This is a genomic window from Streptococcus mitis (assembly GCF_946188685.1).
Taxonomy (GTDB): Bacteria; Bacillota; Bacilli; order Lactobacillales; family Streptococcaceae; genus Streptococcus; species Streptococcus mitis_CC.
This window is the reverse complement of the sequence record NZ_CAMHWH010000003.1, coordinates 134,485-156,074: the sequence shown is the minus strand read 5'-3', so window position 1 is coordinate 156,074 and position 21,590 is coordinate 134,485. Positions and strand designations below refer to the sequence as shown.

The following is a 21,590-nucleotide window of genomic DNA, read 5'->3' as shown; positions in this document are numbered from 1 at the left end:
ATGTTAGAATTACGAAATATCAATAAATGCTTTGGTGAAAAGCAAATTTTATCTAATTTCAGTCTAAAAATTCCTGAAAAGCAAATCCTGGCTATCGTTGGACCTTCTGGTGGAGGTAAGACAACCCTCTTACGTATGCTTGCAGGTCTGGAAACCATTGATTCAGGGCAAATCTTTTATAATGGAGAACCTTTAGAACTGGATGAACTAGAGAAGCGGAATTTACTGGGATTTGTATTCCAAGATTTTCAACTGTTTCCTCATTTATCCGTTCTAGACAATTTGACCTTATCTCCTGTAAAAACTATGGGAATAAGGCAGCAAGAAGCTGAGAAGAAGGCGCGAGGGCTTTTGGAACAATTAGGACTGGCTAGCCATGCAGAAGCCTATCCCTTCTCACTATCTGGTGGTCAAAAGCAGCGGGTGGCCTTGGCACGTGCTATGATGATTGACCCAGAAATTATTGGCTACGATGAACCAACTTCTGCACTTGATCCAGAATTGCGCTTGGAAGTGGAAAAACTGATCTTGCAAAATAGGGAACTTGGCATGACGCAGATTGTCGTTACCCACGATTTACAGTTCGCTGAAAATATCGCAGATCAGATTCTCAAGGTTGAGCCCAAGTAGGAGGTGCCGATGACTAATAAGAAAATTGCTTTAGTATTGGTTTCGCTCCTGACTCTCTTTTTAACGGCCTGTACTCAGAAGGCTAGCGATCCAAAGCAGGATAACTGGGATAAGTATCAAGAGCAGGGGAGTATAACCATTGGTTTTGATAATACCTTCGTACCTATGGGATTTGAAGAAAAGAATGGCCAATATACAGGCTTTGATATCGACTTAGCACAAGCTGTCTCTGAAAAATTAGGTTTTAAGGTTCAATTTCAACCAATCGACTGGGATATGAAGGAGACGGAACTGCAAAATGGGACCATTGATGCCATCTGGAATGGCTATTCTGCCACTGATGAACGCAGAGAGAAGGTTGCCTTTAGCATTCCATATATGGAAAATCAGCAAGTTCTGGTGACGAAGAAAAGCCAGCAAATTCGTTCAGTAGAGGATATGAAGGATAAAACCTTGGGAGCCCAAGCCGGTTCCTCTGGTTATTTAGACTTTGAAGCCCAGCCAGATTTACTGAAAAGTCGTGTCAAAGACCAGAAGGCTAATCAGTACCAGAGTTTCAATGAAGCCTTGATTGACTTAAAAAATGACCGTATTGATGCCTTGTTGATTGACCGGGTTTATGCTAATTACTATCTCCAGTCTGAAGGTATATTAAATGATTACAATGTTTTTTCAGCAGGATTTGAAAGTGAATCTTTTGCGGTCGGAGTTAGACCTGCTGACAAAAGATTACTACAAGCTTTAAACCAAGCCTTTATCGCACTACACCAAGAAGGAAAGTTCCAAGAGATTAGCCAAAAATGGTTTGGTGCTGACGTGGCAACAAAAGAAGTGAAAAGTAGAGATTGAGTGTTTCCTCAATCTCTTTTTGCATCAAAAAATCCTCTGGCAAGTACCAGAGGATAAGAGGTTATTTCATTGTTGGGAAGAGTAATACATCACGTATAGTAGTTGTATCAGTGAGTAGCATGCAGAGACGATCGATACCGATTCCCAAACCACCTGTTGGTGGCATACCGTATTCAAGGGCCTCAATGTAGTCGTAGTCGATGCCTGTCGCTTCATCGTCACCAAGTTCTTTTGCTTTGGCTTGGGCTTCGAAACGGCTAAGTTGGTCGATTGGGTCGTTCAACTCAGTAAAGGCATTACCGTACTCCTTAGTCATGATGAAGAGCTCGAAACGGTCAGTAAAGCGTTCGTCTTCAGGATTCTTCTTAGCAAGTGGAGATACAGCTACTGGATGTCCATAGACAAAGGTTGGTTGGATTAAGGTTTCTTCAACAAACTCTTCAAAGAAGGCATTGATGATGTGACCAACTTCAGTGTAGTGTTTCTCAACAGGAACTTTCTTCTCAGCAGCGATAGCTTTAGCTTCTTCCAAAGTCATGTCTTGCCAGAAATCTACCCCAGTAATTTCTTTGATAGCATCCACCATGTGAACACGTTTAAATGGTTCGTTGATCTTGATTTCAGTACCTTGATAGTCGACTGGACCATCACCTTTGACTGATTTAGCAGCGTGTTGGATAATACCTTCGGTCAAGTCCATGATGTCTTGGAAGTCTGCATAAGCTTGGTAAACTTCGATAGAAGTAAATTCAGGGTTATGAGTAGCATCCATTCCTTCGTTACGGAAGATACGGCCAATTTCATAGACGCGTTCCATACCACCGACGATAAGGCGTTTCAAGTGAAGCTCAGTCGCGATACGAAGTACCATGTCAATGTTTTGGGCATTGTGGTGGGTGATAAATGGACGGGCAGCAGCACCACCAGCCTCGTTGTGAAGAACAGGTGTTTCCACTTCAAGGAAACCTTTTTGATCAAGGTAACGACGAATTTCAGAGATGATTTTTGAACGAGTGACAAAGCGTTCAAAGCTTTCGCGATTAGAAATTAAGTCTAGGTAACGTTTCCGGTAAATTGTTTCAACGTCTGTCAAACCGTGGAATTTCTCAGGAAGTGGGCGAAGTGCTTTAGACAAGTGAGTGATGTGAGTAGCTTTGATAGAGAGTTCTCCCATATCTGTACGCATCACTTCACCTTCGACACCAAGGAAGTCACCAAGGTCTGCTTTTTTGAAGATTTCGTAGTTTTCTTCACCGACAGCATCCTTACGAACGTAGATTTGAATCTGCCCTTCGCGGTCTTGAAGGTGGGCAAAACCTACTTTACCTTTACCACGTTTGGTTACCAAGCGTCCTGCGATAGTAGCTGTTTCGTTTTTATCATGTAATTGTTCTTTATCGAGGTCAGCAAATTTATCTTTTAATTCTTGTGAATTTGCAGTGCGTTCAAAGCGTTTTCCGAAAGGATCGATTCCTTGTTCACGGAGTGCAGCCATTTTTTCACGGCGAACGATCTGCTGGTCATTTAGTTCTTCCATATGTTCTGTTGACATGGGATCCTCCTAGTTTTACTCAAAATTGAATACGATGAGTCATTTTTGCGATACTCCCATTTTATCATAAATAAGCAAGAAATTCACGGATAATCTTTCAAAACTAAAAAGAACTTGACGCTAAAATCAAGTTCTGTTATTGATAGGAAGTATCATTCCAAGTATCGAGAGTAAATGTTTCAAAATCATGGGTTTCTAGAATGGTCAGGCTGGCATTTGCTAGACCGCCATCTTTACGAAGAAGTGGTTCTTTATAACCTAGAAGAGTACGAAGACTGGCAGTAAGATTGGCACCGTGACCGACAATTAGAATACGCTCAGCTGGACTATCTTTTAATGATTTGATAAATTGGATAGTTCGTTGTGTTGTGCTATAGAGGGATTCGGCTCCAAACATTTGAGTGTCAAATTGAGCAAGATTAGATCGGAAAGCTTTGATTTGTTGCGGGTAAATAGATTCCAAGGTTGCAATTTTCAAACCTTCCAACTTCCCCAGCTGCCATTCACGGAGATTAGGGACACTTTCTAAAGGACAGGGTGTCTTGAGTTGACTTTGGATAATATCAGCAGATTTGACCGCTCGAGGTAAATCACTTGAATAAATCTGATTAAAAGGAATTTCCTTGAGATACTGGCCAAGTCGTTTTAGGGTGTCAATGGATTCAGGAAGAAGGGGAGAATCTCCACTAGCACCTTGAAAGCGACCTTCCTGATTCCAGATGGTACGGCCGTGGCGGACAAAGTAGAGTTTCATTCTTGGCTGCCCTCCAAGATATCTGCAAAGTCAGCTTTTACAAAGCTAGCCAAGTCTTGTGGTGCGACGATAATGCTGTGACCAACTTCGCCTGCAGAGACAATCATTTGATCCAAGTCTAGAGCGATCTTATCGATAAAAATGGGATAATTGTGTTTCTGACGAATTCCGACGGGATTATTGGCTCCATGAATATAACCTGTTGTTTTTTCCAAGTCCTTTTGTGGAATCATGCTCACTTTTTTATTGCCAGAAATTTTAGCTAGTTTCTTTTCAGATAAGTGTTGAGTGATGGGAACAATTCCGATAATCGGTCCGGTCTTATCTCCTAAAAGAGCTAAGGTTTTGAAAATCTGATCTCGTTCATAAGCTTGAGGCAGTTCTCCTTCCAGGGCATTGATTTGAATCCCTTGATGTGAGATACCTGCTTTAGACAGGATTTGTTCCACCAATGTTTTTTTGATTTTAACTTTTTTTGCCATTATTTATACTTATCCTCCAATTGGCTCATCCAAATACCAAGCCAGATTCCCAAGGCAAAGAAGAAGGCGATGATGACATAACCAACAAGAGAAAGGCCTGTGTATTGGATGCTTTCAGCGTTTCCTGCATTCGGAATCAAGATCAAAAGAGTACTTGATAGGACGATACCGATGATGAAATGATAGACGCGTGAGTGATAGTTGTTTAAGGCATAATCCATCAATTTTGAAAAAATGATGAGAGTTGCACCTGCCCCGATTCCAATCGGGAAGAAGGTTCCCAAGAGGTCAAAGGTTTTAAAACCAGTCAACATAGGAGCATAGAGACCCAAAATCAAAAGGAGATTTGATGGACTGAGGCCAGGAACTAATACGCCAAGAGCCAGCAGTGCACCAGCTAGGACGAAATTAAGAAAGCTGGCACTTAAGGTTCCAACAACAAAATTTAAGGCATAGAGACCTAGTCCAGAAATGATAAAGGTTGCCCAGAACCAAGCTAAATCAATCTTGTCTCGGTCAGATTCTCGAGTTGATTCTTTGAGAAGGCTAGGAACTGTACCAATGATGGCACCTGCAAAGCTCCATAAGACAAAGACCTGATAATTTTCAAGCAGGTATTCAATCGGGTAGGAAAATAAGCCGATTCCCAGAAGCATACCGAAGGCAACTGGAATAAAGTACAAAACATTTTCTTTAAAGTCCTTAAAGGGATGGGCCAGAAAGCCAATCATTCGTTCATAAATTCCTAAGATTGCTGCTAGAACCCCTCCGGAAATTCCCGGTAAGATAAATCCAAGAGCAATGACAATCCCTTTAATAACACGTGCTAACCATGAGAGCATATTGTTCCTCCAACTATTTCTATTTCAAAAAATCCTTACTATATTGTATCACAATCAAACACAAAAAGAAAAAGCAAATGATAAACAAATGCTTTTAAGGTTTTAAAAAGATTTTTCTAAAGGTTTCTTCTTTGTTTTTTAAGGAAGAAATGACGTTGATGTCCAAATCGTGGTCAAAGCCAGCAATTTTTCCTTTAGATGTGTACTGGTGGATGTCGTAATCTAAATCAGTTTTTGGAGTTGCCTCGTAAAATCCTGAGTCAGAACCATAGGAAGGAATCCAAACAGAGGTAAACTTGTCTGTATCAATACTGTGTTCTTCCATGAAGTAGACCCCGACGTAGATTCCGATATTTTTAGCACCTAGTGATTCTAGTTTTGCTCGAAAGGCTTCAACACCTTCGTTCATATTGGACATGGTTTTATCTTCCACGTCTAGCCAATAGTAACTAGGGCTGTATGGCGATGAAGCGTTATAAAAAACTTCAGCAGCCTTTTCCATTTCTTGGACACTTTTTCCAGCTACAAAGGCATAGACACCAACTGGGACATTTCGTTTTTGAAACTCGGTAATATGGGTTTTAAAGGCCTTATCTACCCCATTAACAAAGGAAGCATCGTTTTCTTTTAAAGACTGAGCGCCACTATGTACACGAACGATAGCTCCAGAAATGTTTTGGGACAGAGTATCGTAATTTATTTCCTCAGGACGTTGCCAACCAGAAACATCAATTACCGGTTTATCTATATTGTGTAGCGCTTGCGTTTCTACTTGCGCGATATTTGACTTTGTTTTTACAGGATGGTCCTCAAAACGAGGGCGATTCAGGATTAAAATGAAAATCATAATCCCAAAAAAACCAAATAAAATAAGCGGATTAATTTTCTTTCTCATATCTCATAATTTTACCTTAAAAATGAAAAAAAATCAAAAAAAATACTCAAAAAATGGGTTAAGAAAGGACTTTAGAGCATTTTTTCATTCAAGAGCGCGGAATGATTTGAAATATGGTATAATAAAAGGGAATTTCTAGAGAAAAGAGAAGATTATGTCAAATTATGCCATTATTTTAGCAGCGGGTAAAGGGACTCGCATGAAATCTGATTTGCCAAAAGTTTTGCACAAGGTTGCGGGTATTTCTATGTTGGAACATGTTTTCCGTAGTGTAGGAGCTATCCAACCTGAAAAGACAGTAACAGTTGTAGGACACAAGGCGGAATTGGTTGAAGAGGTCTTGGCTGGACAGACAGAATTTGTGACTCAATCTGAACAGTTAGGTACCGGTCATGCAGTTATGATGACAGAGCCTATCCTAGAAGGTTTGTCAGGTCACACCTTGGTCATTGCAGGGGATACTCCTTTAATCACAGGTGAAAGCTTGAAAAACTTGATTGATTTCCACATCAATCATAAGAATGTAGCCACTATCTTGACTGCTGAAACAGATAATCCTTTCGGCTATGGCCGAATTGTTCGTAATGACAATGCTGAAGTTCTTCGTATTGTTGAGCAAAAGGATGCTACAGATTTTGAAAAGCAAATCAAGGAAATCAACACTGGAACATATGTTTTTGATAACGAGCGTTTGTTTGAGGCTTTGAAAAATATCAATACCAATAACGCTCAAGGCGAATACTATATTACAGATGTCATTGGCATTTTCCGTGAAGCTGGTGAAAAAGTCGGTGCTTATACATTAAAAGATTTTGATGAAAGTCTTGGGGTAAATGACCGTGTGGCACTTGCGACTGCTGAGTCGGTTATGCGTTGTCGCATCAATCGTCAACACATGGTCAATGGCGTTAGCTTTGTTAATCCAGAAGCAACTTATATCGATATTGATGTTGAGATTGCTCCTGAAGTTCAAATCGAAGCCAATGTTACCTTGAAAGGGCACACGAGAATTGGTGCTGAGACTGTTTTGACAAACGGTACTTATGTAGTGGATAGCACTATCGGAGCAGGAGTTGTCATTACCAACTCTATGATTGAGGAAAGCAGTGTTGCAGATGGTGTGACTGTCGGACCTTACGCCCACATTCGTCCAGGTTCAAGTCTAGCTTCCCAAGTCCATATTGGAAACTTTGTTGAAGTTAAAGGCTCTTCTATTGGAGAGAATACCAAGGCTGGACATTTGACTTATATCGGCAACTGTGAAGTGGGTAGCAAGGTTAATTTTGGTGCAGGAACTATTACAGTTAACTATGATGGTAAAAACAAATACAAGACAGTCATCGGTAACAATGTCTTTGTTGGTTCAAATTCAACCATTATTGCCCCAGTTGAGTTAGGTGACAATTCCCTCGTTGGTGCGGGTTCAACTATTACCAAAGACGTTCCAGCGGATGCGATTGCTATTGGTCGTGGTCGTCAGGTCAATAAAGATGAATATGCGACACGCCTTCCTCATCATCCTAATAATCAGTAGGAGACTATCATGGAATTTGAAGAAAAAACGCTTAGCCGAAAAGAAATCTATCAAGGACCAATATTTAAACTGGTCCAAGATCAGGTTGAATTACCAGAAGGCAAGGGAACTGCCCAACGTGATTTGATTTTCCATAATGGAGCTGTCTGTGTTTTAGCCGTAACGGATGAACAAAAACTCATCTTGGTCAAGCAGTATCGCAAAGCTATTGAGACTGTCTCTTACGAAATTCCAGCCGGAAAGTTGGAAGTAGGAGAAAACACAGACCCTGTCGCAGCAGCCCTGCGTGAATTAGAGGAAGAAACAGCCTATACAGGGAACTTAGAACTCTTGTACGATTTTTACTCAGCCATTGGCTTTTGTAATGAAAAGTTAAAACTATACCTAGCAAGCGATTTGACAAAGGTGGAAAATCCGCGTCCGCAGGATGAGGATGAGACCTTGGAAGTCCTTGAAGTGAGCTTAGAAGAAGCCAAGGAATTAATCCAATCAGGTCACATCTGTGATGCCAAGACAATTATGGCTGTTCAATACTGGGAATTGCACAAAAAATAGAGGAGGTCAGTATGGGTAAACCTTTATTAACGGATGAAATAATCGAAAGAGCTAATAGAGGCGAAAAAATTTCAGGTCCTCCTTTGCTAGATGATGAGGAGACTAAGATTTTACCAACCTCTTCTTCCCGTTTTGGTTATGCCAATCCTAAGGATCATGGATTTAGTCAGGAAACCTTGAAGATTCAGGTCGAACCGTCTATTCATAAAAGCCGTCGCATTGAAAATACCAAGAGAAATATCTTCAATTCTAAACTGAATAAAATCTTATTTGTAGTCATCTTTCTCTTAATTTTGCTTGTCTTAGCAATGAAACTTTTGTAATATAAAAGGAATTGAAATGAAAATAGGAATTATTGCGGCTATGCCAGAAGAACTGGCTTATCTGGTCCAGCATTTAGACAATGCCCAGGAGCAAGTTGTTTTAGGTAATACCTATCACACAGGAACCATTGCCTCTCATGAAGTCGTTCTTGTAGAAAGTGGAATTGGTAAGGTCATGTCTGCTATGAGTGTGGCGATTTTGGCTGATCATTTCCAAGTGGATGCTCTAATTAATACGGGATCAGCTGGGGCAGTAGCAGAGGGTATCGCTGTTGGGGATGTCGTGATTGCTGACAAATTAGCCTATCATGATGTGGATGTCACAGCTTTTGGTTATGCTTATGGACAAATGGCACAACAACCGCTTTATTTCGAATCAGATAAAATCTTTGTTGCCAAAATTCAAGAGAGTCTATCTCAATTGGACCAGAACTGGCATCTTGGTTTGATTGCTACAGGAGATAGTTTTGTTGCAGGAAATGACAAGATAGAAGCGATTAAGTCCCATTTCCCAGATGTTTTGGCTGTTGAGATGGAGGGGGCAGCTATTGCTCAGGCAGCGCATGCTCTTAATCTTCCAGTCTTAGTCATCCGAGCTATGAGTGACAATGCAAATCATGAAGCAAACATCTCTTTTGATGAGTTTATTATCGAAGCTGGACGTCGCTCTGCCCAAGTCTTGTTAGCCTTTTTGAAGGCTTTAGATTAAGCGGAAATTTGACAGTTTTTCTAGCTTATGATAAGATTTAAGTAAAGAAAAGCTAGAAAACGTTTCAGAGGATATTATGAGTATTGAAATGACCGTCAGTGAGATTGCAGAGGTCTTAGGATTATCTCGCCAAGCAATCAATAACCGTGTCAAAGAATTACCAGAAGAAGACACAGATAAAAATGACAAAGGGGTAACAGTCGTTACCAGAAGTGGCTTGATTAAGCTAGAAGAAATCTATAAAAAAACGATTTTTGAAGATGAGCCTGTCAGTGAAGATGTCAAGCAACGTGAACTGATGGAGATTCTAGTGGATGAGAAGAATGCAGAAATTCTTCGTCTCTATGAACAATTAAAAGCCAAGGATCGTCAGTTATCAGAAAAAGATGAGCAGATGCGCATCAAAGATCGTCAGATTGCTGAGAAAGATAAACAACTAGATCAGCAGCAACAATTGACCCTTCAAGCCATGAAGGATCAAGAAAATCTTAAGCTAGAGCTGGACCAAGCAAAAGAAGAAGTCCAATCCACTAAGAAAGGCTTTTTTGCTCGTTTATTTGGAGGATAATCAAGGAGCTGTTTAGGTTAAATGCTAACCTGATGGCTTCTTTTGTTTCTAAATAGTATAGTTGCTCAAGTAATACTCAATGAAAATCAAAGAGCAAACTAGGAAACTAGCCGTAGGCTGTACTTGAGTACGGCAAGGCGACGTTGACGTGGTTTGAATTAGTATAAAATAACAGTATAGGAGAGGTATAGAATGGAACGATTAGAAGATTACATTGCTTTCGATTTAGAATTTAATCAGCATGAAGGGCAAACACACTTGATTCAAGTATCGGCAGTGCGTTTTAGAGATGGTCAGGAAATCGCTGCCTATGATTCATATGTCCATACTAGTGTGCCTCTAAAGAGTTTTATCAATGGTTTGACAGGGATTACAGCTGAGACATTAAAAGATGCCCCTCCAGTGGAGAAAGTTATAAAAGATTTCCAAGAGTTTGTGGGTTCTTTACCCATGGTTGGCTACAATGCTGCTAAAAGTGATTTGCCTATTCTAGCAGAGCATGGTTTAGACTACAGCCTGCAGTATAAGGTGGACTTGTATGATGAAGCCTTTGAACGTCGTAGTTCAGATTTACACGGTATTGCCAATCTCAAATTGCAAACTGTTGCCTCATTTCTTGGATTTCAAGGTCAGTCTCATAATAGCTTAGAGGATGCTCGTATGACAGCGCGTGTTTACGAGTCCTTTCTAGAGTCGGATCAAGCTAGAGAATTGTTAGGGGCAGAAAGTAGCCTATCGAACAATCCTTTTGGAGGCTTAGACTTGTCTCAATTATTTGATTAGGAGTGCCTATGAAACCTGAAAAACCTAAAAATCTAGGTTTTAAGCAGATATACTTTAATCTAGATAAAATACTCTTTCTCTTTTTCTTGACTTTCATGATGATTGAGTTTGTCTGGTTACCGTCAAATTCTTGGATTGCTGGACTTTTGCTCCGTCAGACAGGTTATCTCTTTCTATCTTACAACAATATTTTTGCCATTATAAAGGGTTCGCCATTTGTTAGTATTGCTTTATTTATTCTGGTAATCGTTAATTTACTGATCGCCTATTACCAGATAGGACTTCTCTTTATCGGAGCCCGGCACCTACTCTATCATGAAAAGAGAACTTTGCTGGAGTACAGTCGTAAGGTCTTTCGCCAAAGTTTCTTGTTTATGAAGCAAGTGACGCTTTCCAAGATAGCCTTTATCTTCTTTTATGTCATGATGCTCTTTCCATTGATTCGAAAGATTTTAAAGATTTACTACCTCAATAAAATTGTCATTCCAGACTTTATCGTTGATTATGTGGAAGACAAGTATTGGCTAGTAGGTATAGTGGTTACTATTCTGGCTTTACTTCTATTTTACATTTCAGTGCGTTTCATGTTTGCTCTACCTCAGCTTTTATTTGAGAAAAAAACAGTCAAAGAAGCAGTCAGATACAGTCTAGAGAAGACAAAAAAGCACTCCTGGTTTTATACTTGGAACTTGCTTTGGATTGTCGTCAAAACCTACCTATTTTTCATTCTTTTATTGATTCCAATCTTGGCAAGTCAGGCACTGATGGATGGTTTGACCCATAAGGAATCTCTTGTGCTGGGAATTATCAACTTTGTTTTAATCAAGAATTTCCACTATATGGCCTTGACTTACTTTCTCATTAAGTTTGTTTCCTTCTTAACAGGAGAAGAATTAGAAATCACACCAAGGAGAAAGAAAGACCACTGGATGAGATGGGGAGTGATGGGATGTGCTGCTATCTTTTTCGCTCTTGAGGGTTATGTTTATTTAGAAGCTCCAGTTGCTAATAAACCTTTGATTATCTCTCACAGGGGAGTATCTAATAAGAATGGTGTGCAAAATACCGTCCAATCACTAGAAAAAACCGCTCAGTTATCTCCAGACTTCGTTGAGACGGATGTTCAGGAAACAAAAGATGGCCAGTTTGTCATGATGCATGATGCCAATATCAAGAATTTGACAGGAGTTAATGCCAAACCTCAGGATTTAACCTTGGAGGAATTGACCAAACTCGATATTTCAGAAAATGGTTATCATAGCAAGGTGTCTAGTTTTGATGACTATCTCAATAAAGCTAATGAATTACATCAAAAACTCCTTATTGAGATTAAAACCAGTCGAAAAGATAGCCCAGATATGATGAAACGATTTATGGAAAAATATGGAACAGTTCTTAAGCAGAATGGTCACCAAATGCAGTCTTTGGATTATCATGTGATTGACCAGGTACTAGCTTACGATTCTCAAATTCCAGTCTATTTCATCCTACCTTATAATAGTATTTTTCCAAGAACCAAGGCAACAGGTTATACTATGGAGTATTCAACTTTGGATGAAAATTTTGTCAACAAGCTTTGGAATACCGATCAGAAATTGTACGTTTGGACCATCAATAGTTCAGAGTCCTTTGATAAATCTGTTCATTTAGGTGCAGACGGCATGATAACGGATGACTTGGAAATGATTCAAGATCAGGTTACTATTGCCCAAGAAGACCCAGAGTATACGGATTTACTGTTCAAACAAGCCATGGAATTCTTTAATTTTTAGTAATCAAAAGGAGGAACAGTTGTTCCTCCCATGATAGGCAAGTATTCTCTTGAATGCTTGTTTTTCTTATGCTTAGAATGGCAATTTTCCAGCGAAAGCCCCCAATTTTTTCTTGGTAGTTTCATCGATTTGTTCAAGAGCAGAGTTGATGGCTTGAACAGTCATATCTGAAAGAGTTTCAAGGTCTTCAGGGTCAACGACAGCTGGATTAAAGTCAATGCTGACAACTTTCTTATCTCCAGTTAAGGTCGCTTGAACAAGGTCTTGAGCAGATTTACCAACAAATTGCATAGCAGCAAGTTCTGCTTGACTTTGTTCCATCTGTTTTTGAAGTTTTTGTGCTTGACGCATCATGTTTTGCATGTTCATCATGGTGATTTACAGTTTCCTTTTATCTTATTTTCCTTTTTATTTTATCAATTTTGATGTTAAAAGTCTAATCTTTTTTTAGAGTGAATTCATCAAGTATTGATGGGGATGTAGATGGAATAAAAATATAGGATAGATATTCTAAGAGCATAAGAATATTTATCCTATATGTGTTTATGAAAAGTTGCTAGATATTTTATGAGCTCGTTTAAGGGTTTACTAACACTATTCTACTTTGTAGAAAAATCCCTCAGTACTACCATTGATAAGTTGTTGTCCAATCCATAAGCGGTCTTGTGTGATATCAGATGAGTCGGTATAGCCATTATCTGTAGAAGAGGTGACAGACATAGTTATAGGGATTCCTGCTGGTAAAAAGGCAATAGCTGCACCAGCACCTCCATCTTTAGAAACAGAATTTGCCTTAAGATAGTGGTCAATTTCTTTAGCATCTTCAATTGAAATTTTGGACTTATCACTTACTAAACCATTTTTGTCGAAAGTAAATTCAATACCTGAACGATTCCTCCAAGTTCCTGAGACACTAGAAAAATCCCCATTTTGAATTGCAGAAATATCCATCCCTTTGATTTCTGACGGAAGGCTAGTTTCTCCATTTATGAGACTTGTGACAGACTTCCAAGAGAAAGATCTTATATCAAGGGAAGGTGGTTTTGTCCCCAGTCCCTCTTCTGTATCTGATTCGCTAATTAACTCTAACCGTGTTCCATCCTGATTTAACTTGTATAGTTTAACTTGGATTTGATTAGTAGATACACGGGTAGATAATTGGAAATAGCCATTTTCTAAAGGATTAAAATGTACTCGCTCTCCAATAAAGTCCAGATTGTTTTCTGCATTGGTCAGTCGAATAACTTCGTCATTTTTAAGAGTTCGAATATCTAATAAATCGTAATAGTTAGAATCCATTTTTAGGGCAATCAAAAGTTCGTCCGTACCGTCTTGGTCTAAATCATACAAGCTATACTGTAATCCAGAATATTCTTTAGGATAAGTATTTTTTAAGTTTGCTTTTGAATTGACCTCTGTATGTGAAGCTGGTGAACCATCTAATACTTTGGCATATTCTTTAAGGATAGGATTGTACAGGGTGTAGTCAGTTTGCTTTTCTTCCGATGTGGAAGAAGTGGAACTAGTACTTGAGGCAATCGCTTCAGAACTTGTTGCAGAAGTATTTTCACTCTGATGTTGGCAAGCCGTTAAAATAGAGATAGCTAAAATACTAATACTGAATAGAAATAATTTTTTCATATGTTTAATCTTGCAATTCTAAACCTTGAGCATCTTGGTGCCATTTGCTACCAGTTTTGGACGTTAAAACTTGAATAGTAATTATAATATTCCAAATTGCATTTGCTAGTAAAACAAATGGCAATAAAATAGGAATGAAAGCTAGCAGAGTTATACCGATACGCTTGTATCCTTGTTTGGAATTTCCGATGTAAAAATCGTATCCACCAAGTGCTCCTAAAAATAGGGCAAATAAGGCTGCGGCCAGTTTAGATTTATCACTCACTCCATTTGAATGTTGGCTAGAGCTAGCTGGAGATGTGTTATCTATTTTTGAAACAATATACTCATCACCGTTTTGATAAAATTCTACGTAATCACCTACTTGTGGTTCAAAACCAAAACTTTTTCTTGAAATTGCAGTAAATTGGCCATTATCACCTTTTCCAACATAAACTGTTTCATCTTCAATTTTTATAACTTTGTTCATATAATTGTCTCCTTAATCTATTTCTATTGTATGTTAGACCCACTCACCGTTGTAATTGACACGGTAGCCATCAGGTGTTGTCGTATTGATTGCTAGTGCACCAGAGCTATAAGCATAGTACCATTTACCAGATACCTTCATCCAGCCAGTTTTCATAGCGCCTGAGTCTTGAAGATAGTACCAGCTACCGTTATCTTTGACCCAACCTGTCTTCATCGCACCTGAACCGTCGAGATAGTACCAGCTACCGTCTTTTACCCAGCCAGTTTGCATCCAGCCAGAGTTGTCAAAACGATACCAAACACCATTGATTTTTTCCCAGCCATTAGTTGTATAGGAACCGTCGGCGTGTTTGTACCACCAACGAGAACCAGATTGTAGCCAACTACCTGAGATATTAGAATTCGAACCTGATTGAGTTGTTGTGTTAGTATTTGAATTTGTAGAAGGATTTCCGATAGTCACATCTTTTCTAACTTTAAAGACACGTTTTCTTGTATCAGTTAAGTCATCGTAAGGCGAACCAGCTTCTCCAGACATCTCCAAAATATATGTTCCATCTGGAAATTGTTCTGAAACAAAAATATCACCTTTAAATTGATTGCTATAAAATAAAGGTTGTAAAAATTGATCACTGACATCTTTAGTTAAGCCACTAAAAATGACAGCATCGTGACTTTGGTACACAATTTTTCCGGTCGCTTTATCAATCAAAGTAACATTTCCCTTAGCAGCCTTATCACCTCCGTGTTGTAGTGGCTCTGAAAGTCTGCCTTCGAAGCTAAGTCCAAAATAATCAATTTCAACTTTTGTAATTGTTGCCTCTATTTGTTTTTCAGTACTCGTCTTCTCGCTAGCTGATACTTGATTAGCTGTGATGACTCCAGTGCCAAGAAGTGATAGAGCTGAGATAGTTGCAAGTGTGAATTTTTTAGTTTGTTTGTGCATTCATTTAATACTCCCTATTTTTATTTGTTGTAAAGTAATCAGTTTGTCCAAAAACCTAGACTTTTTTGGACAAACTTGATAAAATTGAAGTGTAATAATAATCGGTCAAAATGCTTGATTTTAGAACATTTTTTCTAACGAAAACGGTTCTAAAAGAGAATGTATTTCCTGTCCAAAAAATCCTAGGTTTTTTGACAAGAACTATGAATTTTTTATCCAATTATGAAAGGTGCTTTTTGATACTCCTAAGATGTCTGCACCTTCTCGTAAGGTTATTTCTTTTTTCTTATATTGAGCTATCACATTAGGGAGATTATTTGGGACAACTAATTTTGGTCTACCGAATTTCTTCCCTTTTTTCTTTGCCTCTCGTATTCCTTCCATTTGTCTTTGTTTGATTTGTTCTCTTTCAAACTGTGCCACATAAGACAGAACTTGTAAAACGATATCGGAGATTAGTTTTCCTGTGATATTATCATTGCTATTCTTTGTGTTTAATAAGGGGAAATCTAAAACAGTTATATTTACTTTCTTTTTCTTAGTAATTGCTTGCCATTGTTCTAAAATTTCATCATAGTTTCTTCCCAATCTATCAATTGATTTAATAACCAATTCATCATTCTCTTTCAAGGTAGTTAATAATTTTTGATATTCTATTCTGTCAAAATCTTTTCCTGAAACGTAATCAATAAAAATATTCTCTTTTGCTAATTTATTTTCTACCAAGGCTGAAAATTGTCTATCGATATTTTGTTCTCTTGTAGATACTCGAACATAACCGTAACGCATAAGGCTACCACCTATCTTTTTATCTCTATTTTAGACGAAAAGAAAACTACCGCCCATAATGAGTGGTAGTTTGGTGTACTCTTTGCTACTGTATTTTTTTGCCAAGATTTTGTCTTGGATGCGTGAATAGTAGTGTTGGATAAAAAATCTTAAGGGCTTAAAATCCTTTTAAACCAACCTTTTTGATGTTTACAAAAATTAAAAACAGTATGTTCAATTTTTGCATGTTCATCATGGTGATTTATAGTTTCCTTTTATCTTATTTTCATTTTTATTTTATCAATTTTGGGGTTAAAAGTCTATTGTTAGTATAAATCCCCTAACATTAAATTACCGAAGAGATTTTCGAAGAGTACGAGTCTGGAACATGGAAACAGCAGTTGATTTCAAGAAACAAAAAAGAACAGCCGAAGCTGTCTTTTTATCATTATTTGAGACCGTATTTTTTGTTGAAACGATCCACGCGTCCATCTGCTTGAGTGAACTTTTGACGTCCAGTGTAGAATGGGTGTGAGTCTGATGAAATTTCCACACGGATCAATGGGTAAGTTTCGCCTTCGAACTCAACTGTTTCGTTAGAGCGTTTTGTTGAACCGCTAAGGAATTGGTAACCAGTAGTTGTGTCCATGAAGACAACTGGGCGATATTCTGGATGGATATCTTTTTTCATTTTGCAATATTTCCTTTCTGCCATGGTCTCTTTGCGAGCCATAGATTGTTACCATACTAGTCTATCAGATTCTAAAAAGTTTGGCAAGTATTTTATCAGTTTTTAAGCAAGTTTTTTAACTTTTGGTAGATGATTTCGTTTTCTTCTAAACTATAGGAATTAGCACCGCTTGCTAGAGGGTGGCCTCCACCATCATGTTCTTTGGCAATTTCATTGATAGGATGGATTTTACTGCGTAAGCGAACTCGGTAGTGGCCATCAGCCTGCTCCACAAAAATTCCCCAGAGACTAACACTGTCAATGCGTCCAGGTGCGCCTACAATGGCTGCAGTTTCCGCGTCGGTGACATTGAATCGTTTTAAGATTTCCTGACTCAGAATCACGCGAGCTGCGCCATTTTCATCCACTTCCAGATGATCGTAGATATAGCCTTGAAGTTTAGCAATTTTGTAACTCATAGTGTCCATTTTGCGAGTGAGAGCCGCAAAGTCAAAGTTCTGTTCTCTTAGAGAGGCAGCCAGACGGAGGGTCCGTGCAGTGGTAGAAGGGTAGAGGAAGCGACCTGTATCCCCAATAATTCCTGCAAAGAGCAATTCAGCAGCTCGATCTGACAAGGCCAGTTGGGTTGTTTGGGCAAATAGGGTAATCATCTCACTAGCGCTGCTTGAACTAGTATCGACCCAAGACAGGTCACCGTATACATCATCATTTGGATGGTGGTCAATCTTAATGAGAAAATCACCTTGACTATAGCGCTTATCATCAATACGAGCAGTATTCGCCGTATCACAAACGATGACAAGGGAACCTTGGTAAGCACTGTCTTCAACAGAATCCATTTCCGCCATCCAAGTTAGAGTTGGTTCATCAAAACCAACGGCTTTGATGGTTTTTTCTGGGAAATGATGTTTGAGAAGAGCTTTCAATCCCACCTGACTTCCCAAGGCATCTGGGTCTGGTTTCATATGACGATGAATGATAATCGTGTCGTATTCTTTGATTTTTTCTAAAATTTGATGGCAAATTTCCATAAATAACCTCAATTCTTTCTCATTTCATTGTAGCACAAGAATTTTTATTTTTAAAATGAAAAAGATGTGATATAATGGAGAAAGATAAATTGAGGAGGACGATATGGCATTAGCAAAAATTGTATTTGCCAGTATGACCGGTAATACCGAAGAAATTGCAGATATTGTAGCAGACAAATTACGTGACTTGGGCTTGGATGTCGATGTTGATGAATGTACAACTGTTGACGCTTCAGACTTCTTGGAAGCAGACATCGCTATCGTTGCGACCTATACTTATGGTGATGGAGAATTGCCAGATGAGATGATGGACTTCTACGAAGACCTAGCTGACCTCAACTTGAATGGCAAAATCTACGGAGTGGTCGGCTCAGGAGATACCTTCTACGATGAATTCTGTAAGGCTGTCGATGACTTTGACCGCGTTTTTGTAGCGACAGGGGCAGAAAAAGGTTCAGAGTGTGTCAAAGTTGATCTCTCTGCTGAGGAAGAAGATATTGAACGCTTAGAACAATTCGCAGAAGAATTGGCTGCTAAAGTAGGATAAGCATAAACGTGCGCTGATGTAATCAATCAGTGCATTTTTCTTATCGTGAGTTGGGATTTTACTAGCCTAATTGGTGGCTTTTTGATACAATAATTCAAATAAAGGAGGAGACTGTATGGATTTAGATATTATTCGTCAAGAAATTGATCAAATAGACGACCAAATCGTCAAGCTCTTAGAAGAACGAATGCATTTGGTTGAGGGTGTAGTTGCTTATAAGAAGGCTTCAGGGAAACCGATTTTAGATACTAAGAGAGAAGCGGTTATTTTTGAAAAGGTTAGAAGTCGTGTAGGAGATAAGCGCTATCAGGAAACTATTGTCGCGACTTTTTCGGACATACTCAAACGTTCGCGTGATTATCAGGATCAAAATATCAAATGAAAAAAGAACAATTTTATCCGCTAGGGATTTTTCTAGCTGCTATGTTGGGCGGACTGGTTCGCTACCTGTTTTCTACTTGGTTACCAGCCAGTCCAGATTTCCCTTGGGGCACTCTCTTTGTCAACTATCTGGGAATTTTCTGCCTGGTGTATCTTGTTAAGGGCTATTTAGTCTATAAGGGAACCAGTAAAGGCGTTATTTTAGCACTGGGGACGGGCTTTTGTGGAGGTTTAACAACCTTTTCTAGTCTCATGCTTGATGCTGTGAAACTGCTTGATACAGGGCGTTATCTTAGTTTAGTCCTGTATTTGCTTTTGAGCATCGGTGGAGGACTGCTTTTAGCTTACTATTTAGGGAGGAAGAAATGGTAATCGTCTATCTTGCAATTGCTTGTGGCTTAGGAGCCCTAGTACGGTATTTCTTTTCCCACTATAATCAAGCTTCTAAATTGCCAGTTGGAACGCTCATAGCCAATCTTCTAGGTTGTTTTTTGATTGGATTATTCTACAATCATGTGGAGTCTAAGGAAGTCTATGCTATTCTGGCAACAGGATTTTGTGGCGGTTTAACAACCTTCTCTACCTTGAATGACGAACTCCAAAGACTGTTAAGTGATAAGAAGGTATTTTATTCTTATTTAGCTTTGACCTACCTAGGTGGTTTGATTGCGATTTTTTTAGGAATTCTGCTATAAATTTCTTTACTTTTTTGTGGAAATTTGGTAAACTGTATCTTGTGTGTAATGGACGCACAAAAATACAGTTTATCCGCTGAGGAAGGTTCCTCAAGATTGACAAAGATAGGAGAATAAAATGAATCCATTAATCCAAAGCTTGACTGAAGGACAACTTCGTACAGATATCCCATCATTCCGTCCTGGTGACACTGTTCGTGTACACGCGAAAGTTGTCGAAGGTAACCGTGAACGTATCCAGATTTTTGAAGGTGTTGTTATCGCACGTAAAGGTGCTGGTATCTCAGAAAACTACACAGTTCGTAAAATCTCTAACGGTGTAGGTGTTGAGCGTATCTTCCCAATCCACACTCCACGTGTTGAAAAAATCGAAGTTGTTCGTTACGGTAAAGTACGTCGTGCGAAATTGTACTACTTGCGTGCTCTTCAAGGTAAAGCAGCTCGTATCAAAGAAATCCGTCGTTAATTCGACTAAAAAACTCTGCTTTTTCAGCAGAGTTTTTATCTAGCTCCCTTAGTTCAATGGATATAACAACTCCCTCCTAAGGAGTAGTTGCAGGTTCGATTCCTGCAGGGGGCATTTTTAGTAATGTAAAGAAAGACAAAGAAAATTCAAAATGTTTATTTAAAGGCAATTATCACAAGTTCATTTTTAAAAATAATTTAGTATTTTGGTCAATGACTATAGAATAAAATGGATCATGAAAATGTCTTTGATTTATAGTAGTGTTAAAAAAGGACTTCCTTTATTGGAATGTCCTTATTTTTATTATGGAATTGACAAATGATGTTAAGGTTCAGATCTATGAACTCAGAAAGTAAGTACAAATCTTTAAACAGCTTTCAAAAAGATTTGGTATGGATGTTTCTGGCTAAGGTATGTGACAAGGTGAATTGATTGTTATGAAATAGAGAGCTTAAAAAATGGGGAAAATCGTTATTATTCCCCTGAATTTGATATGTTGTACAAGACTATTTCTGGTCTGTTAAATATATCAATAACAAAATTTAAACATGATAGTCTAATATCTAATCCATTTAAAGTGAATACGTTTATCAATCGTTTGAGTAAGAAAATCTCAAAAGAAGAAGGGATAGGTTTTCAAAGGTAACATATCTAGTCATTGCTTATATATAATTTGTATCTTTTGGTTTATTAATTTGTATTTAAAATTTAATCATGTTACAATTGAAATTGAAATCGAATAGAAAAGGAAAATGCAAACGTGGGTACACTATTAGCAACAAGATTAAAAAATAGACGAAAAGAATTAAAAATGTCTCAGCGAGAATTGGCTGAGGGGATATGTAAACAGGGACAGATTAGTCGATTAGAGAATGGAGAATTTACTCCAGGAGCAGACTTTTTATATGCTCTGTCCAAGAAGTTAAAAGTTAGTATGGATTATTTTTTTAATGAGCAAATTGAAGAGGAGATTGACGAGCTATCAGAGTTTAAGAAGTTAGCTCAGACATTTATCACAAATCGAAATTATGAGTCTTTGAAATATATATATGAACTAGAGAGTGTAAAAGTACATCGCTTGTCTTTAGTAGATAAGTTTTATATGGAGTGGATAAAATCTCTTATAGATTTTTATTTCTATGGGCAAAAAGAGGAGGCTGTGGCAAGATTGGAGAAGGTACTGTCTCAGTTAAGTGTACCTGACCTGACCTACCTTCAAGTTTCAAATACTCTATTTAATTTTTATTATGATATTGAAGATTTAGAGAGTTTTAATGAAATTCGAGAAAAGTTAGAGTATCAAGTAAATCAACTCAATTTAAAAACAATCGAAGAATTAAACCTTTCTATTAAATTTAATTATAATGTTTGTCGCTATCTATGGTTGCAGAATAATACTGAAGAAGCTATTACTAAAATCACAGATACGATAAAGCAATGTAAGACGTATAAAACAACATATCTTTTGGCTGATTTGTATGTATTGATGGGAAATGTCAGTAAGAATTTTTCTTCTAAAGTTGCAGTAAAAGATTACTTTGAAACGGCTTATTTCCTATATAAGCTTGAGGACAATATGTCAATGGCTCTTAAAATCGAGCATTACATTGCAGATATAACAGAATAGTAAAGACGATGTTCATAAGCATCGTTTTTTTAATCTAAAAAGATACAAATATGTATTTAACAAAAATAAATAAAGAAT

The 21,590-nt window shown here is 38.2% G+C and carries 27 protein-coding genes and 1 tRNA gene; 16 read left to right on the top strand and 12 right to left on the bottom strand.

Translation table 11 applies throughout. The features are described from left to right. Together N8N51_RS04075 and N8N51_RS04070 are read left to right on the top strand one after the other, a co-directional pair. Positions 1–630, top strand: coding sequence for an amino acid ABC transporter ATP-binding protein (locus tag N8N51_RS04075; RefSeq protein WP_084926876.1), 630 nt, complete (start codon positions 1–3; stop codon positions 628–630). Between the two features lie 9 nt (positions 631–639). Continuing rightward, entirely contained in the window at positions 640–1,479 is an 840-nt protein-coding gene (locus N8N51_RS04070; RefSeq protein WP_261103611.1) for an amino acid ABC transporter substrate-binding protein, read from the top strand. Between the two features lie 61 nt (positions 1,480–1,540). Here N8N51_RS04070 and lysS read toward each other — a convergent pair whose 3' ends face one another. From lysS to N8N51_RS04045, 5 genes are all read right to left on the bottom strand, one after another. Next, positions 1,541–3,031 carry a lysine--tRNA ligase gene (lysS, locus tag N8N51_RS04065; protein WP_084930166.1) on the bottom strand — a complete coding sequence of 497 codons (1,491 nt, stop codon included), beginning with the start codon at positions 3,029–3,031 and terminating at the stop codon, positions 1,541–1,543. A gap of 136 nt (positions 3,032–3,167) precedes the next feature. Beyond that, positions 3,168–3,785: a histidine phosphatase family protein gene (locus tag N8N51_RS04060; protein WP_084930167.1), complete on the bottom strand. Its 618-nt coding sequence runs from the start codon at positions 3,783–3,785 to the stop codon at positions 3,168–3,170. Beyond that, entirely contained in the window at positions 3,782–4,267 is a 486-nt protein-coding gene (locus tag N8N51_RS04055; RefSeq protein WP_084930168.1) for an aminoacyl-tRNA deacylase, read from the bottom strand. Before N8N51_RS04055 ends, N8N51_RS04060 begins: the two co-directional genes overlap by 4 nt. After that, complete coding sequence (locus N8N51_RS04050) at positions 4,267–5,109, bottom strand: DUF368 domain-containing protein (protein ID WP_261096156.1); 843 nt, start codon at positions 5,107–5,109, stop codon at positions 4,267–4,269. The genes N8N51_RS04055 and N8N51_RS04050 overlap by 1 nt, the downstream gene beginning before the upstream one ends. Before the next feature lie 94 nt (positions 5,110–5,203). Then, positions 5,204–6,004, bottom strand: a complete 801-nt coding sequence (locus N8N51_RS04045; RefSeq protein ID WP_049544045.1) for a glycoside hydrolase family 25 protein — start codon at positions 6,002–6,004, stop codon at positions 5,204–5,206. Positions 6,005–6,158: 154 nt separating this feature from the next. Here N8N51_RS04045 and glmU point away from each other — a divergent pair, with 154 nt between their 5' ends. The 7 genes from glmU to N8N51_RS04010 all read left to right on the top strand — a co-directional run bounded on the left by glmU (position 6,159) and on the right by N8N51_RS04010 (position 12,248). Continuing rightward, a complete protein-coding gene (gene glmU / locus N8N51_RS04040; protein WP_261103610.1) occupies positions 6,159–7,538 on the top strand; it encodes a bifunctional UDP-N-acetylglucosamine diphosphorylase/glucosamine-1-phosphate N-acetyltransferase GlmU in 1,380 nt (459 codons plus the stop codon). 9 nt (positions 7,539–7,547) lie between these two features. Then, on the top strand, positions 7,548–8,093 hold the full coding sequence (locus N8N51_RS04035) for an NUDIX hydrolase (protein WP_261103609.1): 546 nt from the start codon (positions 7,548–7,550) through the stop codon (positions 8,091–8,093). An 11-nt stretch (positions 8,094–8,104) separates the two neighbouring features. Further along, a complete protein-coding gene (gene macP / locus N8N51_RS04030) occupies positions 8,105–8,416 on the top strand; it encodes a cell wall synthase accessory phosphoprotein MacP (RefSeq protein WP_261103608.1) in 312 nt (103 codons plus the stop codon). Positions 8,417–8,432: 16 nt separating this feature from the next. Then, complete coding sequence (locus N8N51_RS04025) at positions 8,433–9,125, top strand: 5'-methylthioadenosine/adenosylhomocysteine nucleosidase (RefSeq protein WP_261103607.1); 693 nt, start codon at positions 8,433–8,435, stop codon at positions 9,123–9,125. Between the two features lie 76 nt (positions 9,126–9,201). Beyond that, positions 9,202–9,693: a chromosome segregation protein RocS gene (gene rocS, locus N8N51_RS04020; protein WP_000021242.1), complete on the top strand. Its 492-nt coding sequence runs from the start codon at positions 9,202–9,204 to the stop codon at positions 9,691–9,693. A 192-nt stretch (positions 9,694–9,885) separates the two neighbouring features. Then, entirely contained in the window at positions 9,886–10,476 is a 591-nt protein-coding gene (locus N8N51_RS04015) for a 3'-5' exonuclease (RefSeq protein ID WP_078228418.1), read from the top strand. Positions 10,477–10,484: 8 nt separating this feature from the next. After that, positions 10,485–12,248: a glycerophosphodiester phosphodiesterase gene (locus tag N8N51_RS04010; protein WP_261082857.1), complete on the top strand. Its 1,764-nt coding sequence runs from the start codon at positions 10,485–10,487 to the stop codon at positions 12,246–12,248. A gap of 72 nt (positions 12,249–12,320) precedes the next feature. On the opposite strand, the gene N8N51_RS04005 is transcribed toward N8N51_RS04010, so the two are convergent. From N8N51_RS04005 to N8N51_RS03975, 7 genes are all read right to left on the bottom strand, one after another. After that, positions 12,321–12,620, bottom strand: coding sequence for a YbaB/EbfC family nucleoid-associated protein (locus tag N8N51_RS04005; protein WP_000981526.1), 300 nt, complete (start codon positions 12,618–12,620; stop codon positions 12,321–12,323). 222 nt (positions 12,621–12,842) lie between these two features. Next, entirely contained in the window at positions 12,843–13,889 is a 1,047-nt protein-coding gene (locus N8N51_RS04000) for a DUF6287 domain-containing protein (RefSeq protein ID WP_261082856.1), read from the bottom strand. A gap of 4 nt (positions 13,890–13,893) precedes the next feature. Continuing rightward, positions 13,894–14,358 carry a hypothetical protein gene (locus N8N51_RS03995; protein ID WP_020902768.1) on the bottom strand — a complete coding sequence of 155 codons (465 nt, stop codon included), beginning with the start codon at positions 14,356–14,358 and terminating at the stop codon, positions 13,894–13,896. 33 nt (positions 14,359–14,391) lie between these two features. Beyond that, a complete protein-coding gene (locus N8N51_RS03990) occupies positions 14,392–15,270 on the bottom strand; it encodes an N-acetylmuramoyl-L-alanine amidase family protein (protein WP_390897310.1) in 879 nt (292 codons plus the stop codon). A 237-nt stretch (positions 15,271–15,507) separates the two neighbouring features. Next, positions 15,508–16,095 (bottom strand): recombinase family protein, encoded by a 588-nt coding sequence (locus tag N8N51_RS03985; protein WP_261082855.1) that lies wholly within the window; start codon positions 16,093–16,095, stop codon positions 15,508–15,510. Between the two features lie 427 nt (positions 16,096–16,522). Beyond that, positions 16,523–16,765 carry a type B 50S ribosomal protein L31 gene (locus N8N51_RS03980; RefSeq protein WP_000710764.1) on the bottom strand — a complete coding sequence of 81 codons (243 nt, stop codon included), beginning with the start codon at positions 16,763–16,765 and terminating at the stop codon, positions 16,523–16,525. 95 nt (positions 16,766–16,860) lie between these two features. After that, positions 16,861–17,796 (bottom strand): DHH family phosphoesterase, encoded by a 936-nt coding sequence (locus N8N51_RS03975; protein ID WP_000401755.1) that lies wholly within the window; start codon positions 17,794–17,796, stop codon positions 16,861–16,863. Between the two features lie 103 nt (positions 17,797–17,899). Here N8N51_RS03975 and N8N51_RS03970 point away from each other — a divergent pair, with 103 nt between their 5' ends. The 7 genes from N8N51_RS03970 to N8N51_RS03940 all read left to right on the top strand — a co-directional run bounded on the left by N8N51_RS03970 (position 17,900) and on the right by N8N51_RS03940 (position 21,512). Beyond that, positions 17,900–18,343, top strand: coding sequence for a flavodoxin (locus N8N51_RS03970; RefSeq protein WP_001162125.1), 444 nt, complete (start codon positions 17,900–17,902; stop codon positions 18,341–18,343). Positions 18,344–18,458: 115 nt separating this feature from the next. Further along, on the top strand, positions 18,459–18,725 hold the full coding sequence (locus tag N8N51_RS03965; protein ID WP_000362436.1) for a chorismate mutase: 267 nt from the start codon (positions 18,459–18,461) through the stop codon (positions 18,723–18,725). Next, complete coding sequence (gene crcB, locus N8N51_RS03960; protein WP_261057770.1) at positions 18,722–19,096, top strand: fluoride efflux transporter CrcB; 375 nt, start codon at positions 18,722–18,724, stop codon at positions 19,094–19,096. Before N8N51_RS03965 ends, crcB (N8N51_RS03960) begins: the two co-directional genes overlap by 4 nt. Continuing rightward, entirely contained in the window at positions 19,090–19,419 is a 330-nt protein-coding gene (gene crcB, locus N8N51_RS03955) for a fluoride efflux transporter CrcB (protein WP_261057771.1), read from the top strand. The genes crcB (N8N51_RS03960) and crcB (N8N51_RS03955) overlap by 7 nt, the downstream gene beginning before the upstream one ends. Positions 19,420–19,537: 118 nt before the next feature. Beyond that, a complete protein-coding gene (gene rplS, locus N8N51_RS03950; RefSeq protein ID WP_001068669.1) occupies positions 19,538–19,885 on the top strand; it encodes a 50S ribosomal protein L19 in 348 nt (115 codons plus the stop codon). Positions 19,886–19,927: 42 nt separating this feature from the next. Beyond that, positions 19,928–19,999, top strand: a tRNA-Arg gene (locus tag N8N51_RS03945). Positions 20,000–20,645: 646 nt separating this feature from the next. Beyond that, positions 20,646–21,512, top strand: coding sequence for a helix-turn-helix domain-containing protein (locus N8N51_RS03940; protein WP_084886378.1), 867 nt, complete (start codon positions 20,646–20,648; stop codon positions 21,510–21,512). Positions 21,513–21,590: the final 78 nt, after the last annotated feature.